Origin of the sequence: Rhodococcus sp. NyZ502, from assembly GCF_041464245.1 — a bacterium.
GTDB lineage: Bacteria > Actinomycetota > Actinomycetes > Mycobacteriales > Mycobacteriaceae > Rhodococcus_F > Rhodococcus_F qingshengii.
This window is the reverse complement of record NZ_CP167155.1, coordinates 908682-924847: the sequence shown is the minus strand read 5'-3', so window position 1 is coordinate 924847 and position 16166 is coordinate 908682. Positions and strand designations below refer to the sequence as shown.

The 16166-nt window shown below is 60.7% G+C and carries 14 protein-coding genes; 7 read left to right on the top strand and 7 right to left on the bottom strand.

Going from position 1 to position 16166, the window contains the following annotated elements:
- Position 1: 1 nt before the first annotated feature.
- Positions 2-523, bottom strand: a complete 522-nt coding sequence (locus ACBG85_RS04340; protein WP_003945867.1) for an Lrp/AsnC family transcriptional regulator — start codon at positions 521-523, stop codon at positions 2-4.
- 109 nt (positions 524-632) lie between these two features.
- Here ACBG85_RS04340 and ald point away from each other — a divergent pair, with 109 nt between their 5' ends.
- Both ald and ACBG85_RS04330 read left to right on the top strand, forming a co-directional pair.
- Complete coding sequence (gene ald / locus ACBG85_RS04335; RefSeq protein ID WP_054188063.1) at positions 633-1733, top strand: alanine dehydrogenase; 1101 nt, start codon at positions 633-635, stop codon at positions 1731-1733.
- A gap of 53 nt (positions 1734-1786) precedes the next feature.
- Positions 1787-2662 (top strand): aldo/keto reductase, encoded by an 876-nt coding sequence (locus ACBG85_RS04330; RefSeq protein WP_007734162.1) that lies wholly within the window; start codon positions 1787-1789, stop codon positions 2660-2662.
- Here ACBG85_RS04330 and ACBG85_RS04325 read toward each other — a convergent pair whose 3' ends face one another.
- From ACBG85_RS04325 to ACBG85_RS04315, 3 genes are all read right to left on the bottom strand, one after another.
- The gene (locus tag ACBG85_RS04325) at positions 2663-3913 is read right to left on the bottom strand and encodes an NADH:flavin oxidoreductase/NADH oxidase family protein (RefSeq protein ID WP_007734160.1); all 1251 of its coding nucleotides are present in this window, start codon (positions 3911-3913) and stop codon (positions 2663-2665) included.
- A 28-nt stretch (positions 3914-3941) separates the two neighbouring features.
- Positions 3942-4445, bottom strand: a complete 504-nt coding sequence (locus ACBG85_RS04320) for an SRPBCC family protein (RefSeq protein WP_019746932.1) — start codon at positions 4443-4445, stop codon at positions 3942-3944.
- Between the two features lie 72 nt (positions 4446-4517).
- Positions 4518-5093: a TetR/AcrR family transcriptional regulator gene (locus ACBG85_RS04315; protein ID WP_007734151.1), complete on the bottom strand. Its 576-nt coding sequence runs from the start codon at positions 5091-5093 to the stop codon at positions 4518-4520.
- An 85-nt stretch (positions 5094-5178) separates the two neighbouring features.
- On the opposite strand from ACBG85_RS04315, the gene ACBG85_RS04310 reads away from it, so the two are divergent.
- From ACBG85_RS04310 to ACBG85_RS04300, 3 genes are all read left to right on the top strand, one after another.
- Positions 5179-5637, top strand: coding sequence for a PaaI family thioesterase (locus ACBG85_RS04310; protein ID WP_003945940.1), 459 nt, complete (start codon positions 5179-5181; stop codon positions 5635-5637).
- 227 nt (positions 5638-5864) lie between these two features.
- A complete protein-coding gene (locus ACBG85_RS04305; protein ID WP_042920478.1) occupies positions 5865-7166 on the top strand; it encodes a TrpB-like pyridoxal phosphate-dependent enzyme in 1302 nt (433 codons plus the stop codon).
- 142 nt (positions 7167-7308) lie between these two features.
- A complete protein-coding gene (locus tag ACBG85_RS04300) occupies positions 7309-8733 on the top strand; it encodes a PQQ-binding-like beta-propeller repeat protein (protein ID WP_064443113.1) in 1425 nt (474 codons plus the stop codon).
- A gap of 642 nt (positions 8734-9375) precedes the next feature.
- Here ACBG85_RS04300 and ACBG85_RS04295 read toward each other — a convergent pair.
- Positions 9376-10593 carry a CdaR family transcriptional regulator gene (locus ACBG85_RS04295; protein ID WP_003945591.1) on the bottom strand — a complete coding sequence of 406 codons (1218 nt, stop codon included), beginning with the start codon at positions 10591-10593 and terminating at the stop codon, positions 9376-9378.
- 401 nt (positions 10594-10994) lie between these two features.
- On the opposite strand from ACBG85_RS04295, the gene ACBG85_RS04290 reads away from it, so the two are divergent.
- Positions 10995-12359: an MFS transporter gene (locus ACBG85_RS04290; protein ID WP_372026314.1), complete on the top strand. Its 1365-nt coding sequence runs from the start codon at positions 10995-10997 to the stop codon at positions 12357-12359.
- 234 nt (positions 12360-12593) lie between these two features.
- Complete coding sequence (locus ACBG85_RS04285) at positions 12594-13904, top strand: FAD-binding oxidoreductase (RefSeq protein ID WP_003945449.1); 1311 nt, start codon at positions 12594-12596, stop codon at positions 13902-13904.
- A gap of 163 nt (positions 13905-14067) precedes the next feature.
- Here ACBG85_RS04285 and ACBG85_RS04280 read toward each other — a convergent pair whose 3' ends face one another.
- Together ACBG85_RS04280 and ACBG85_RS04275 are read right to left on the bottom strand one after the other, a co-directional pair.
- The gene (locus ACBG85_RS04280) at positions 14068-14940 is read right to left on the bottom strand and encodes an alpha/beta hydrolase (protein WP_064443112.1); all 873 of its coding nucleotides are present in this window, start codon (positions 14938-14940) and stop codon (positions 14068-14070) included.
- Positions 14937-16163: an amidohydrolase family protein gene (locus tag ACBG85_RS04275; RefSeq protein ID WP_238592526.1), complete on the bottom strand. Its 1227-nt coding sequence runs from the start codon at positions 16161-16163 to the stop codon at positions 14937-14939. The genes ACBG85_RS04280 and ACBG85_RS04275 overlap by 4 nt, the downstream gene beginning before the upstream one ends.
- Between the last annotated feature and the right edge of the window lie 3 nt (positions 16164-16166).

Below are 16166 nucleotides of genomic sequence, written 5' to 3'. Positions count from 1 at the left end.
ATCAGGCAGTACCGCCTCGAGGCCTGACATGTTCGAAGATCAGAATCGTCTCGGTCGCAGCAACCGCCGGATGCGCCGAGAGATTGTTGACGACGAAGTCACGCAACTGCGCCGAATCCGTCGTTGCGACGTGCAGCATGTAGTCGTCGACACCGGCCACGAAATACACGTTGAGCACGGAGTCCAGCTTGGCGAAGTCGTCACCGAGCCGGTTGAGATGCGACCGCGCGTTGGCCTGCAGTCGAACTGCGATCATCGCCTGCAGATCCATTCCGAGAGCGGCGGGGTCGATGTCCGCATGGAATCCCCTGATCACACCGTTGTCCACCAAGGCGCGCACACGTCCGAGGCATGTCGACGGCGCAATTCCCGCGATCGCCGCCAGCGCATTGTTCGGAATCCTCGCGTCCTTCGCCAGCTCTTCGAGCAGAACCCGGTCGATCTCGTCCAACTTCATTGCTGCCCGAACATGCTTCGGCGAGGCAGCCGTCTGAATACCGATTTTTGAACTTTCACGCACCATGCATACAGCGTAGAGAATTATCTTCACTTCTCTTCACTATCTGGCGACGAAACTTCATGCTTGGCACCTGCCATTCGAAGAAACAACAGACTCAGTTCGGAGCCGTGTCATGAAGGTCGGAATCCCCCGCGAGATCAAAAACCACGAGTACCGCGTGGCCATCAGCCCAGCAGGCGTCCACGAACTGGTCGGCCGAGGGCACGAGGTCGTCATCGAAACGGGTGCAGGCGTCGGCTCCTCGTTCAGTGACGAGGATTTCAAGGCCGCGGGCGCGCAGATCCTCGGATCTGCCGATCAGGTCTGGACGGACGCAGATCTACTCCTGAAGGTCAAAGAACCTATTGCAGAAGAGTATTCGCGACTCCGTAAGGATCAGGTTCTCTTCACCTACCTGCACCTGGCGGCGTCGAAGGAATGCACCGACGCGCTCCTGACGTCGAAGACCACCTCCATCGCCTACGAAACCGTTGTCGGTTCCGACGGTTCACTGCCCCTCCTCGCCCCGATGAGTGAAGTAGCCGGACGCCTGGCACCGCAGGCGGGCGCCTATCACTTGATGCGTCACGGCGGCGGACGCGGAGTTCTGATGGGCGGCGTCCCCGGAGTGCGCCCCGCCAAGGTCGTGGTGATCGGTGCGGGAGTCTCCGGCAAGAACGCCATCGCCGTGGCCTACGGCATGCAGGCCGACGTCACCGTTCTCGACCTGTCGATCGCGCGCCTTCGGGAAATCGACGAGCTGTACCACGGCCAGGTCAAGACCATCACGTCCAACAGCCTCGAACTCGAACAGGCAGTACTCGACGCCGACCTGGTCATCGGCGCAGTGCTGGTCCCCGGGGCGAAGGCGCCGACTCTCGTCTCCAACAGCCTGGTGGCGCGTATGAAGCCGGGTTCTGTCCTGGTCGACATCGCCATCGACCAGGGCGGCTGCTTCGAGGATTCACACGCGACCACGCACGCTGATCCGACGTACCAGGTTCACGGTTCGGTCTTCTACTGCGTTGCGAACATGCCCGGAGCCGTCCCCCGTACGTCCACCTACGCACTCACCAACGCGACGCTTCCGTACGTCGTCGCCTTGGCCGACAAGGGGTGGAAGGACGCGGTCGCGACAGTTCCCGGCCTGGGGTCAGGTCTGAGCACACACGACGGCCTGCTCCTGTCCGACAGTGTTGCATCGGCGCATGGGTACTCGGCTACCACTCTCTGACCCAGGCAGCTCTGACCCAGGCAAGGACAGCTCGAGATCGCTAGCCTTGATCCATGAGCATTCCTGACATCACGCTGAATTCCGGAACCACGATCCCGCAACTCGGCCTCGGAGTCTGGCAGGCCACCAACGACGAAACCGAGCATGCAGTACGGTTCGCACTCGACGAGGCCGGCTACCGGCACATCGACACCGCTGCCGCCTACGGAAACGAAGAGGGCGTCGGACGAGGTATCGCCAACTCGTCCGTCGCGCGAGAGGACATCTTCCTCACCACGAAGCTCTGGAATGCAGATCAGGGCTACGAGCCGGCGTTGAAGGCTTTCGACACCAGCATCGACAAGCTCGGCGTCGACTACGTCGATCTCTACCTCATCCACTGGCCTCTGCAGGACAACGACCGACTCCTCCGCACGTGGGACGCACTCGAAAAGATCGCGGAATCGGGCCGCGCCAAGGCAATCGGGGTGTGCAACTTCGAGCCGCATCATCTGCAGCTTCTCGTCGAACGCGGTGGATTGTTGCCCGCAGTCGATCAGGTGGAACTGCACCCGCACCTCACGCAGCACGCCATTCGCGACAAGGCCGCCGAGCACGGGATCAAGGTCGAATCGTGGAGCCCACTCGGCGGTACCAGTAACGCAGGTTGGGGTAAGGCGTCCAAGCCCAACACCCTGCTCACCGACCCGATCATCACACGAATCGGTGACCGCCACAGCAAGACTGCCGCGCAGGTCCTGATCCGTTGGCACCTTCAGAACGGCCTGATCGTCATCCCGAAATCCGTACACGATGCTCGAATCGCTCAGAACATCGACGTATTCGACTTCGAACTCACCGATCTCGACCTGAGCGAAATCGACACTCTCGACGACGGCACCCGCGTCGGCGCGCATCCCGATGAACTCAACATCGGTGCACCGAACTGATCAAGCCGCTCGTTTGGTGGGGCGAAGCGCATCGAATCCGTTTCGCCTCACCATCGTTCCGAGGGTCTTCCACCACGGCCGAGCCGGATCCGGCTCGCTTCCGTCGCCCATCCGGTGCAGCTGATCGGTATGCCACTGCAGGTCGAGTGCACCGTCGAGCATCGAGATGTCGGCAACCTTCCCCAACAACTTCCGCGCTCCGAACTCAACAGTCGGCACGGTCAATCGTTCCCGATCCGATTCCAGGAGAACGGTTGCCGCGTCGGGGATCGTGATCGTCGGCCGGCCGAGGCCGATCACGTCGCACGCGCCGGAAGCCAGTGCCTCGACCATCGCCGATCGCGAGCGGAAGCCGCCGGTGACCGCCAAGGGAATGTCGCCGGCAATCGCTCGGACTGTCTCGGCGTACTCGAGGAAATATGCCTCTCGATCGCGAGTGCTCTGCTTCTGCGCTTTACCCATCATGGCCGGCGATTCATAACTGCCACCGCTGATCTCGATGAGATCCACCGACTCTTCGGTCAACGCGCGCACTACTTCTCGCGACTCGTCTTCCGAGAATCCACCTCGTTGGAAATCAGCCGAGTTGAGCTTGACCGAGACCGCGAATCCCGGAGCAACGGCAGAGCGTATGCGCCGAACGATCTCGATCAGAAAGCGTCGTCGACGCTCAGGATCTCCACCCCACTCGTCCGTCCGCTGATTGGACAAGGGCGAAAGGAACTGCGCAACAAGATAACCGTGCGCTGCGTGTATCTGCACGCCCCCGAAGCCGGAGGACTCGGCGACGCGAGCGGTTTCCGCGAACTTGTCGATGATCTCGTCGATCTCAGCGGTCGAGAGTTCTCGCGGCGTCGCCATTCCCGGAATCTTCAGCGCGATCGCGCTCGGGGCGACCGGTCTACCTCTGCTGGCAATCGGGTTGGATTGCCGCCCTGGGTGGTTCAGCTGCATCCAGATCTCGGCGCCGCCGTTCTTGGCGGTCTTGGCCCAGGCAGTCAGTGCTTCGGCATCACGATCGTCGTCGACGACGACATTGCCCGGTTCGGCGATCTGCGATCGATCGACCATGACATTGCCGGTGATCAGCAAACCGAACCCGCCACTGCCCCAACGACCGTACAGCGTTTCCAAGCGAGTGGACGGTCCATGAGTGCGGTCACCCAGAGCCTCGCTGAGCGCAGCTTTCATCGTGCGATTCCGCAGGATCTGCCCGCAGGGCAAAGTCAATGATTCTCCGAGCGTGGTCATGGATGCCTCTCGTATGAAGGGAAGAAAGTCAATGGCGTGGCGCAGAACCGAAGTGCCGCTTGGTATCGCGCACGAAGCTCGAGAAGATCAGCGAGTTGACCGGTAGCCCGCCGCGCACCGCGAGCGACAGCTTCGGACGCGGCGAGAATGCAAAATTCCACTGCAGTCTCGAACCCACTGCGAGCTCGTCGACGCGGTAGTCCTCCGCGAAGGATTGGAACAGCGGAACATTGGACTGTTCGACGTAAAACGAGTGCCGACGCGTTTCGTCGTCCCAGGTGATGAACTTTTCGCGCATCTGCATCGCACCGCCGCCCACCTCCGCGATTCGGCGCGTGCCGACGCCGTAGGGGCGCGGCGAGGTGTAGTGCACTTTTGTGAGCAGTCGGCACCACGACAAAGGCTCGTCGGCGGTCAGACCGGCCCAGACGGCGTCAGGTTCGGCGGCGAGATCGATCGAGTACGTGAAGATATGCGGTGCCGTGTCGAAGAAATCGACACCGACCGGTTCGAGGTCGAACCAATGTGTCATCGCCTACTCCTGCCCAATTAGCCGTTACATGAAGTTACGGATACTTGACGACCGAAGTCAACCCCCGAAGGCTCAGCGGGACCAAGCCTCAGAACGAGAGAGCCCCTGCAGTGAAGCGATGACCTGTTCGAGCGGCTCGATACTTCGAGTCGTCTGGCACACCGCCACTGCACCTTCGACCGACGTGATCGTCAGGTTTGCCATCGATTTTGCCTGCACTGCAGGATAACCCGCAGTTTCGAGTTGCGATTCGATCAACTTCTGCCATCCCAGCATGACCTCAGCCGACACTTCCGCGACTTCTGGCTCACTGGCACGCGCCAACCCGCCGGCAATCACCGGGCAGCCGATCGCGAAGTCCGAGCGTGTGAGATTGAGTCGCCAGATGTCTCCGACCGCTTCGATCACGTCGGCCGTGGAACCGGTAGCCGCAGCCGAGCTGATCCGTCTGGTGATGATCGCACCGGCCGCGCGCACGGCTTCGACCATCAACTCGGTCTTACCGCCAGGAAAGTGGTGGTAGATCGACCCACGGGGTGCGCCGCTGTGCTTGATGACGTCGCTGAAGGACGTCGCGTCGACACCGTTGCGGCTGATCAGTTCAACCGCACTGCGAATCATGCGATCACGTGAGCTCAGCTCTGCCATGTCACAGATCCTTCGGCCGTCGGTACACCTGTCGACTCATACGCTACGTTATGTATGACGACCTACATAGTGATGGGATGAAACAATGAGTGACGAGACAACCGCGACCGTCGATCCGGCGCAGATGACAGGCCTCGAACTTCTCCGCTGGATGGGAACCCAGGTCAACGACCGACCCAGCATCGGACGCCTCCTCGGCATGGAGATGCGCGAGGTCAACGAAGGATCCGTCAGCTTCGCCCTGACCCCGCGCGCCGATTTCAGCAACCCGCTCGGCACTGTTCACGGCGGCATCTGCGCAACGCTGCTCGATTCGGTCATGGGCTGCGCGGTACACACGATGCTTCCCGCGGGCGTCGGCTACACGACCCTCGAACTCAAGCTCAACTACATCCGCACTGTGCCTCTCGACGGTGACGAGCTGACAGCCCACGGCAGCGTCATTCACGTGGGCGGGCGCACCGCCACCGCAGAGGGCAAGGTCCTCGACAAGAACGGCAAGTTGGTGGCGCATGGAACCACGACGTGCATGATTTTCCGCTAAGCCCGACGTGAGCAGGGTGCGAGTGCCGATGTACGATCGGCTCGTGACCCTGCTCACTGCGCACCTCTGGTGGCCCGACCGCTGACGGTCAGCCGCAACTGCGTGCTGCCCGGACCGATATCGGGTGGTCCAGCAGGCTCCTCTCAGGATCCCCGATCCGGCAAATGCCGTACGCGTCGTCGCTACGACCGCCAAGATCAGGTACCGAATCCACGAAGGAGAGTTAGTTGACCACCACCCCACTCAACCGTTCGCTCGAGCCTTTGGGCGTCTCCATCCCGTCGAAAGTGCCGACGCACTGGTACAACCTGGCGGCTGACCTCCCCGAGCCTGTTCCCCCGCACCTGCATCCGGGCACTCGTGAGCCGCTCGGCCCCGAGGACTTGGCGCCGCTGTTCCCGATGAACCTCATCGCGCAGGAAGTCGCAACCGAGCGCTACATCGAGATCCCGGAGACGGTTCGCGAGATCTACGGCATGTGGAGGCCCTCTCCCCTGTTCCGGGCGCATCGACTCGAGCGCACTCTGGGCACGCCTGCCCGCATCTACTACAAGTACGAAGGCGTGAGCCCGGTCGGTTCGCACAAGCCGAATACTGCTGTCGCGCAGGCGTACTACAACGCGATCGAAGGAACCACCAAGCTCACCACCGAAACCGGTGCGGGACAGTGGGGTGCGTCGCTGTCGTTCGCGGGCGCGCTGCTCGGACTCGACGTCGAGGTATGGCAGGTTCGCTCGTCCTTCGATTCGAAGCCGTACCGACGCATCCAGATGGAGGCGTACGGCGGAATCTGTCACCCGTCGCCTTCGGACCTGACGGAAGCCGGACGCGCACTGTTGAAGTCGCATCCCGACACCACCGGCTCGCTCGGCATGGCCATCAGTGAGGCCGTCGAGGTCGCTGCGCAGGATCCGAACACGCACTACTCACTCGGTAGCGTGCTGAACCACGTCATGCTGCACCAGACCGTGATCGGTCAGGAAGCAATGGTCCAGCTCGAAGAAGCCGGCGACGCCGTCCCCGACACCGTGTTCGGTTGCGCCGGCGGCGGTTCCAACCTCGCCGGACTCACCTTCCCGTTCCTGGGACGAAACCTTCGCGAAGGCACCAAGACTCGTCTGGTCGCCTGCGAGCCGTCGGCATGCCCGTCCCTCACCCAGGGCGAGTACCGCTACGACTTCGGTGACGTCGCCGGCCTGACGCCGCTGCTCAAGATGCACACTCTGGGTAAGGATTTCGTACCGCCGGCCATCCATGCCGGTGGCCTCCGCTACCACGGCATGTCGCCGATGGTCTCGCACGCGGTCAACCTCGGACTCATGGATGCAATTGCCGTCGATCAGGACGACGCACTCCAGGCAGGTCTGATTTTCGCCCGCGCCGAAGGAATCATCCCGGCTCCGGAATCAACCCACGCGGTTGCCGGCGCTATCGCTCACGCCCGTGCCGTCACCGAACCCGAGGTGATCGTGATCGGGCTGTCCGGCAACGGTCAGTTGGATCTTCCGGCGTACTCGCCTTACGTCTGACGCCGTCGGTGTGGTGGTCTCGTGCGTACGAGGCCACCACACTTCGTCACACCGAGCACGTGGGCTCGATCTCGCGATCGACATCGTGCCGGCCGTCCGCGAAACGAACCGATCAGTTTGATCGATCGGTTACGGTCTTTCGATGCAGCTTCGGTTGAAGGAACATTGGAAACTGGTCGCACTCGGACTGGCATTGCTCGTGGCGATCGCGTTCATCGTCGTATCGGTAATCTCCGACTCCAGTGATGCGGCATGGCCGAAGCAGAAGACAGGCGGTCCGATCGTCGAGCAAGGCGTTGTCGACGTAGACCTCTCCGATCCTCCGCAACAAGCCTGGGAACTCGATGTCCGAGCGCTCACGGACAACCCCGGGGACGTGCTGCTGTCGATGCCTTCCACGCTCGATAGCTACTACGGCTACGGCAACACGTACCAAGTCGGTGACGTGCTGGTGGCCGCGACTGCTTATCCGCTTCCCAAGACCGACGAGTCTTCGTCGAGTCAGGGAGTCGGTGCCGTCACACTCGTCGGGGTGAATCCCGACGACGGAAGTCCGCTGTGGAAAACGCGAATCGGCGGAGTCATCGGCCAGTGCAGTCAGCAGAACGAATCCACGATCATCGCGTGCTGGGGCGATCGACGGATGATCTTTGTCGATACCGCGACCGGAACTCTGATGTCCGACCTCGGAACCGACTTCGATCTCAATGGCGCCACCATCGCCGGAAACACCGTGTACACGTCCGGCGAAAGGATGGACGGAACGGTTCGAACACGAATTCTTGCCAGCGGCACCACAACCAATTTGACTGCCAACTTCGTGCGTACCTTCGAACCAAGTGAGAAGTTCGGAGCCGTCTACACGGTCCCTCACACCGACACTGTCATTGCGATGGAACAGGGCGACGGCGGGGACCCGCAGTACCGCTATCGAATCTACGATCTGCAGTCCGGCGCCGAGCGATTCCGATTCGAGGGCGATTCGCTTGTCCCTACCGGGAACGGATTGTTCCTCACCAGTGTCGGCGGCCGGTCGGGATATGCCGGAACCCAAAACCTCTTGGCTTCCGACGGATCCACGATTCGTGCGATACCGATTCCCTCGTACTCATCGTCGTCCTACCCGAGTAAGCCCTCGACGGCGGTGCCGATGTTTCTCGGCGACGGCGCCTACGATCCGGAGTCGGGTGACGAACTCTGGCGCAGTTCACAAATCGTCAACACCGCGACGGCCGGGACAGGAAGCGCCATCGCCGCAGTGGTAGGAAAAACAATCCTCGTCACGTCGCCGGAGACCCGCACAATCTCGGGTCTCGACGTCGAGAGTGGCCGACAACTGTGGCAAACACCCTGGCAAGACGCGTACTGGGTTCGAAGCGGTGCGACTGATGGCGATCACTTCGTCTTCAGCGACTACACCGGCATGCATTCGATCAGGGCTCGCGACGGAAAGATGATGTGGTCGGTCCCCCTTCCGCCAGAGGTCGATCCGCGCGGAGTCGTCGTCTCGAATGCCGGCAAAAACGTGTCGTTCTCCTGGCAAAACCACTTCACCGTTTGGCGATAGGCCGGCAACATCACCGGTTCAGTGTCGTACTGACCAGCCGGCTCAGCAACCAGCAAATGGATAGACGTACAGCCTCGATGGCCACAATCCAGTCTGGCGCGTTTGTTCAATTTCGGGGGAACGATCTCGAACAACTGCATGTATCTTCGCGACTCCGACTTCGGAAAGATCAGACCAGACCTGCGGTGAAGGGGTGCATACGAATCGCACCGACTCAGGTATCTGATCCAATCCAACGATAAAGGGAGCCAACGCGAATGGATGCTAGATCCCCTGTTTGCAGTCGGCAACAAATAGTCCAGTTCGCGCGCGAACATCTGCGTACCGGGGGACCGAACTCAGACCAAATTCGTCGTCATTTCGGTTTGCAAAAACGCGCCTTCTTCACACAGCTCGACACCCATCTCGACGATTCTGCACTTTCAATGCCCGAAAAAGTTGCGCTCCGCCGCATCTGCCGACAAGAAAATAGAAGATGCCCGATCAAACGTATGAACATCTCAGCAGGTCAAGCCGACCCAGCCCGGCCGATGTACGACGCGCTTCCTTTCCCACCCCGGAATCATCCCGCTTGACGATCGAAAGCCGCCAACTACGTTGAGCCGCTTGATTCTTCCGCAGTCCCCTCTTCTCGGATCGGGATCATCGGAGATCCAACAGCCGCGCGACTTTCAGGCTCAAATGCAAGGCCAACCGGTCGTCGCCGTTTGCCAAGTCTGCTCGTGTTATCTCCTGAATTCGCCGCAAGCGATAGTACAAGCTCCCTCGATGCACACAGAGCGCCTCTGACGTTCGCTTTACATCACCGGCATTGTCCAAAAAGCTCTCCAGCGTCGCGAGAAGAGCCTCACTTTTCGAGTCCTCATGGCTGAGCAAGGACTGCAAACCTGAGTGAATACTGTTCTCGAGTCGATCCTCCGACAGTTCGGCCAGTAGTCCGTAGACGCCGAGATCCCGATAACGCACAACATTTCCGAGCACCTTGACGACCTGGGCCACATCTGCGGAACGTCTGGACTCTTCGTAGGATTCGCGCACGTGTGCAACCGAGGTTCGCGGTTCACCGATACCGACCCAACATTCGATGTTCTGGCGCCCACTTTCAGACAAGACTCGCTCCCGGGCTGCCACGATCAGCGAGTCCAGATGGGTTTGAGTCGAGCGTTCGGCCACCGATACGATCAACAGACTGTGGTCGGGGCGGTCGAGTTGGATTGCACTGTTCCGCGGGAGCCTCCGTCGAAGCTGATCGACGCCGACGGCAACACTCAGACGATCTCTTTCGGTCAATGTCGACTGGTCGCCAGGACGGAGCAACACAGTGACCACGACTGCTGGACCCGCAGCCAACAAGCCCTCCTCGGCCAACCTGTTTGCCGCGTCCTCGCGCAGCGACCGCTCGCCCGACAGGACGTCTCGAGTAAGTTCCCGCTCCCGACTTCGGGACAACTCGTCCAGCAACTGTTCGCGGTGGAGGATCATCGCTGCCGCATCAGCCGTGCGCCTCAAGACCTCGGCTTGATCCTCGTCAACTTCGCCCTCCGAAGTCAACAGCCAGACGAAGCCCAGCAGCGCATTGCGGTATCGGATCGGCATCCCGACCCGGCCAAGGGTCAGCCCTAGTTCTTCGTTGACGGGAACAGTGAAGAGATCGAGGGCTTCACGGCCTCCACTCGCGTAGATGAAGTCTACGATCTCGCGTGAAACATTCCGCTGTAGAACGGAATTCATTCTGACTGAATCGACGGCACTGTCATGCGAGTTGTACGCGAGCAGACGAATCTGTACATCATCGATCGCAACGGAACGGTCCAGTCGGCGCCCGGTAGTGTCCACCAAATGCTGCAGTTCTCCGACCATGGTCGAACTGTACGAGCCCCCTCTCCGGTTTGCAACATATGCCCAAATTTCTACGTAGAAAATTGAACACATGACAGTGATGCAACTAACTTTTGCACCATAGGCTCGCTTCATGCCAAGCACCCGAGACCCGTGACGTCTTCACTCGGTCCGCAAACCGGCAGAAGTGGCAGCGACGAGATCTGTTGCAGCCGTGGGATTTGCGTAATGGGGAGCGAGGCCGGCCGGCACGATCTCCCTCAGACGAAGTCGCCTCCGACCCGAAATCGACAAACGACCTTCGGTCGCCAGTTCAACATCGAATCCCACCGACCTCTTTCAATGTCGAATACCTCGAATGACATCGGTGACCGTGATATCGCAAAGCCGTTGCCATTCAGCATATCCCGAGAGGAATCATCATGACCGGCACAGCAAATGCTCCTGTAGAGCATCAAACCGAGACGTCACCCGGACGTCGATCGGCACGCCGTAGGGCCCTGATTGCCGGCGCGACAGGCAACATCGTCGAATGGTTCGATTTCACGATCTACGGTTTCACTGCCGCAGTTCTCGCGACAGTGTTCTTCCCTCCGGAGTTCGGCAGTGGCGCACTGCTTGCCACCTTCGCTCTTTACGGAGTCGCATTCTTGGCCAGACCTGCCGGCGGCATATTCTTCGGAAGACTGGGTGACCGCCTCGGCCGACGGAGGTCACTGTCCCTGGCAATTACGCTCATGGGCTGCTCGACGGCGGCAATCGGTCTCCTACCGACGTACGCTTCGATCGGTGTTGCCGCACCGCTGTTGCTGCTGCTGTGCCGATTGGTTCAAGGATTCTCGGCCGGGGGCGAATACACCGGAGCTGCCACCTTCGTCGTCGAGCATGCGCCGTCCCACCGCCGAGGCTTGTACGCAGGGATAATCAGCTCTTCGTCATTTGTCGGCAGCATCTTGGCCACGGTCACAGTCTTGTCATTCAGCTCGGTCGGCGCTGAGCACTTCGCCGACGGAGGATGGCGTTGGCCGTTCATCATCGGAGGCGTTGTCGCCATGGTGGGCCTGTTCATGAGGCTTGCCGTCGAGGAGACTCCGGCGTTCAAGGAAATGCAAGAAAACGATTCCCTTCCAACCCGCCCACTCGCAGATCTGTTCCGCAATCACTGGCGGACTCTGCTCACGTCCTTCGTGTACTTCGCCTCGCTCGGTGTCGTTACTCATATGCTGCTCGGCTACATGCCGACATTTCTGGTTCTCTCAGCCGACGTTTCGAGCACGGTTGCACTGCTGATGACAACCGGCGCTTTGGTTCTCGCAGTACCGCTGTTCATCTTCTTCGGCGCCACAGTCGACCGAATCGGCCGGAGGCCACTCGTCAGAATCGGCATGGTGATGTCAGTTTTCGTCTCGGTGCCCAGCTACATGCTCATCGGTACCGGAAACATTTTCGCGATTGCCATTGCACTGGCTGCTCTGGTCATCGCGCTTTCCTTACTCGCGTCCGCTTTGCTCGTAATCCTCGAAATGATGCCGACGCATGCTCGATTCACCGGCACGGCAATCCCCTACAACATCGCATATGCGCTCTTTGCAGGAACTGCGCCGCTGGTGTGCGCAGCACTGGTCAACGCCACTGGAAGCGATCTGTCGCCTGCCTTCTACGCGACCGCCATCGCTTTGATCGCACTTCCCATTCTGTGGCGAGGGATTCCGGAAACGAAAAAACTGGTCTGCCACGCAGGGCAGCCCGACGAAACATTTCTGACAACGGACGCGCCACGGCTGTGATTTTTTGCGCAGCTGTCGATAGCGTTCCGATGGCCGCCACGAGAGAGTTGAGGACGACGAACACCTCTGGACTTTCAGGTGCCAAATTCATTAAGACAGAGCCGAATCCGAGAAGTCGGGATGAAGCTCTCCAGAGGAAGTCGACGGCGTCGGAATTACCAGAACCCAAGCTTGCCGGATCGAACAGCTGTGCTTTCGATCCGGCAAAGCCATCAGTAGAAAGAGAGGCCGAAAGTGCCTACCGACAAGACCGATGCAGTTGTGGTCGGAGCTGGAGTGATCGGCAGCTCCATCGCCTACGAACTGGCCGCTCGAGGTTACGAAGTCCTGGTCATCGACAAGTCTGGTGGTCCGGGCTACGGCTCGACCAGTGCATCCAGTGCGGTTATCCGGTTCAACTACTCCACATTCGACGGTATGGCTGCGGCTTGGGAGTCGCTGCATTGCTGGCAAAACTGGAACGAGCATCTCAACGCGACAGTCGACGGCGCGCTTGCGAAGTTTCGGCAATGCGGGATGGCACTGCTCGATGTCGACGTCGCGCCCCACGCGCGCACGATCGGATTATTCGAGAAGATAGGAATCGATTACCAGCTCTGGGACGCAACGACACTCGTCGAGAAGATTCCCGGTATCGACGCAGGTAAATACTATCCACCCAAGCCAGTCGACTCGGAGTCCTTCTTCGCAGATGCGGAAACCACGCTCGGCGCGCTGTACACACCTCAGGCGGGGTTCGTCGACGACCCGCAACTGGCTGCCGCGAATCTTGCTGCGGCAGCACGTTCGCACGGTGCGGTTTTCGCATACAACACGCGTGTAGTGGCAGTCGAGCAGTTGCCTGACGGCATCTGGCAGCTAGGGCTCGACGACGGGGAAAGTGTGAAATCCAAGATTGTCGTCAATGCCGCCGGCCCCTGGTCAGGAGCGTTCAACAAGCTGTCGAACGTCGGGGCCGACTTCAAGGTTTCGGTTCGGCCCTTGCGCCAGGAAGTTCATCACGTCACCGCACCCACTGGCTACAACGACGACGAGATCCTCGGCCCGATGATCGCCGATTTGGATCTCGGAACCTACATGCGAGCCGAACCTGGAAACGGTTTCCTTGTCGGCGGAACCGAACCGGATTGCGATCCGCTCGAGTGGATCGACGATCCTGATACCGCCAACCCGAATCGCACTGTTGCCCGGTTCGAAGCGCAGGTTTTCCGCGCCGCCAGGCGTTTCCCCACCCTGGAGGTCCCGTCACAACCGAAAGGTATTGCCGGCGTGTACGACGCAGCATCCGACTGGACCCCGATCTATGACAAGACAGACAGGCAAGGTTTCTACGTCGCCATGGGCACCAGCGGGAACCAATTCAAAAATGCGCCCATCGCTGGGCGCCTCATGTCCAGGATCATCGACCAGGTGGAAGCTGGACACGATCACGACGCTGATCCCTTGACCTATGTCGGGATGCACACCGGGCTCGAAATCGACCTCGGCGCATTCTCCCGCCTTCGGGCACCCAATGCCGAGTCGACCGGGACGGTCATGGGTTAGAAGTCTTGTCCGGCTTGGAGAATCGATAGCCGCGACAACTGAATAGACACGGCTGTGGGTGTCCACCACGTGGTGGACACCCACAGCCGACTTCTCCTTCAACGGCGTCTACGGAAAATCGCCCTAGAACGTGTCAGCGGCACATCGCCTCCGGGACGGAGAGCTAACGTGCATGGCAGCTCTTCAAGTAGCTCAGGAACGATGCCTGCAGCCCGGTTACGTGCGTCTCGTGCAACAACGCGGTCGAAACATCCTGCGACCGTCCCTTGCCATGCAACTGCTCCACGACGGCGAGAACGTTGCGTGACAGTCCGCGATAGATCGGAATGGGTCCAGTCAGTTCGGCTTCGTTCAGCGTGACGTGCAGCTGCGGAACAACTGAGCCCACGCCACGCTCGGGCAGTGCCTCGACCAGTGTGTGGATCTGGCTGTCGGCGTTCACAACTCCGGGACTACCCGCACCGAAGGTCGCGAATGGGGGCGCGTCGCGCAGCCATGCGTAGAGGGCGAAAAGGCCTCCGTACGAGTACCCGAAGAGTCCGTGCCCGGACTCGCTGACACGTAGCTCCGACGAGTACAGGCGAGGGTGGAGTTCGTTGGTCAGGAAGTCGAGGAAGACGTCCGCGTGGGTGTCTGCCAGCTCCTCGAGGTAGGCGTCCACATACTCCTGGGTCATTGCACCCGAGTCGCGAGCAGCGGCAAGAGTAGCCATCATTTCTTCGCCTACCGGTTCCCCGGGCGGCACGAGATCGCGGTTGCGTAGTCGTGCCCAGTTGGCAGCTTCTTCACCGGCATAACCGACGCTGACCTGGATGTACGGGGCGATCGTCAGATACGGGTCTGCCTGCGTGACGATGAGCGGGGCGGTAAGACCTACAGCCCAGTTGCCGTCCATCACGTATATCAGCGGTAAGGGATCCGTGGAGTCCGCGTAGCCGGGGGGTGTGGTCACCCAGATGCCGTAGCTGTACCCCGACTTCGCCGTGATTTCGAAGTACTCCGTGTCTGCAAAGCATCCGTGCAGCATTGCGCTCATCGAACGTCTCCCTTGACGATATTTCCGGACTTCACGACGAGAACAGCCATGTCCGGATCGGCGAACACCTTTGCGTCTCGGAGTGGGTCTTGCTGCCAGGCAACCATGTCCGCCTGCATACCGACGCGGATCGTCCCGACGCTTTCCCCGATACCGAGAATGTCGGCATTGACGCTGGTGGCCGAAACGAGTGCATGCATCGGCGACTCCAACTCCGCGCGCAAGTGCAACTCCTCACCTCGGCGCTTTTGGTGCGGCCCGATGAGGTCCGAGCCCAGGCCGATCCTCAGGCCTGCTGCGCGAGAGGCCTCGAGCGCTCTGGCCATGCGTTGACGCACTCCGGCTGCACGCTCTCGTATTGCCGGGTCCAGGTCCATGCTTTCGGTGTCCGCCAACTGCTCGACCACGGCGAAGGTGGGGACAAGTGCCACGTCATGTTCCCGCATCAGCTGGGCCGTCTCCGCATCGATGTCGGTGCCGTGTTCCACGCACCGGACGCCGGCCCGCACCGCGTTGCGAATGCCCGCATTGTTGTGCGCGTGGACCGTGACGTAGGTGCCGCGCGACGCTGCTTCTTCCACTGCCACGGAGATTTCCTCGACGGTGAACTGTGTGTCGGTGAGGCTGTCATGGCCTCCGACGACACCGCCGGTGACGCACAGTTTCAGAAATGTTGCGCCTCGGCGGAACGATTCGCGCACGTTGCGTCGTAGCTCGTCGGCATTACCCGACATCAAGGACAAGGCGCAGAGCCCGGGAATGTGGTGCATGTTCCACAGCTCGGTCGGCTCCCACGCGGCCCCGTAGTAGCCGTGTCCACCGGTCTGGCACTGCACAGGACCGCACGAGAGGACGCGCGGACCACGCACCTTGCCGCTCGCGATAACGTCGACGACTCCGCCGTCGATGCCACCGACGTCTCGCACCGTGGTGAAGCCCGCGTCGAGGGCATGGCCCGCGGTGGCGAAGATGCCCGCAGCCAGTTCGGCTGCCGAGAGCTCAAACCCGAATTGCCTTCGGATCGGACTCGAAATGCCCAGGTGGACATGGGCATCGATGAGCCCCGGAGTTAGAAGCATGCCGTCCAAGTCAACCGTGGTCGAACCCGACGGCGCCTGTCCGATCGCGGTGACAATGCCGTCGCTCACGCACACGTCGACTTCGACCGGGTCGGTACCCGATCCATCCGCGACCATGCCGCCGGCAAACCATACGTCAGTCAAAGG

Bases quoted from the DNA above. Each gene is read 5' to 3' on its own strand.
- ACBG85_RS04340 (WP_003945867.1), bottom strand. From the start codon at position 523: ATGGTGCGTGAAAGTTCAAAAATCGGTATTCAGACGGCTGCCTCGCCG.
- ald (WP_054188063.1), top strand. From the start codon at position 633: ATGAAGGTCGGAATCCCCCGCGAGATCAAAAACCACGAGTACCGCGTG.
- ACBG85_RS04330 (WP_007734162.1), top strand. From the start codon at position 1,787: ATGAGCATTCCTGACATCACGCTGAATTCCGGAACCACGATCCCGCAA.
- ACBG85_RS04325 (WP_007734160.1), bottom strand. From the start codon at position 3,913: ATGACCACGCTCGGAGAATCATTGACTTTGCCCTGCGGGCAGATCCTG.
- ACBG85_RS04320 (WP_019746932.1), bottom strand. From the start codon at position 4,445: ATGACACATTGGTTCGACCTCGAACCGGTCGGTGTCGATTTCTTCGAC.
- ACBG85_RS04315 (WP_007734151.1), bottom strand. From the start codon at position 5,093: ATGGCAGAGCTGAGCTCACGTGATCGCATGATTCGCAGTGCGGTTGAA.
- ACBG85_RS04310 (WP_003945940.1), top strand. From the start codon at position 5,179: ATGAGTGACGAGACAACCGCGACCGTCGATCCGGCGCAGATGACAGGC.
- ACBG85_RS04300 (WP_064443113.1), top strand. From the start codon at position 7,309: ATGCAGCTTCGGTTGAAGGAACATTGGAAACTGGTCGCACTCGGACTG.
- ACBG85_RS04295 (WP_003945591.1), bottom strand. From the start codon at position 10,593: ATGGTCGGAGAACTGCAGCATTTGGTGGACACTACCGGGCGCCGACTG.
- ACBG85_RS04290 (WP_372026314.1), top strand. From the start codon at position 10,995: ATGACCGGCACAGCAAATGCTCCTGTAGAGCATCAAACCGAGACGTCA.
- ACBG85_RS04280 (WP_064443112.1), bottom strand. From the start codon at position 14,940: ATGAGCGCAATGCTGCACGGATGCTTTGCAGACACGGAGTACTTCGAA.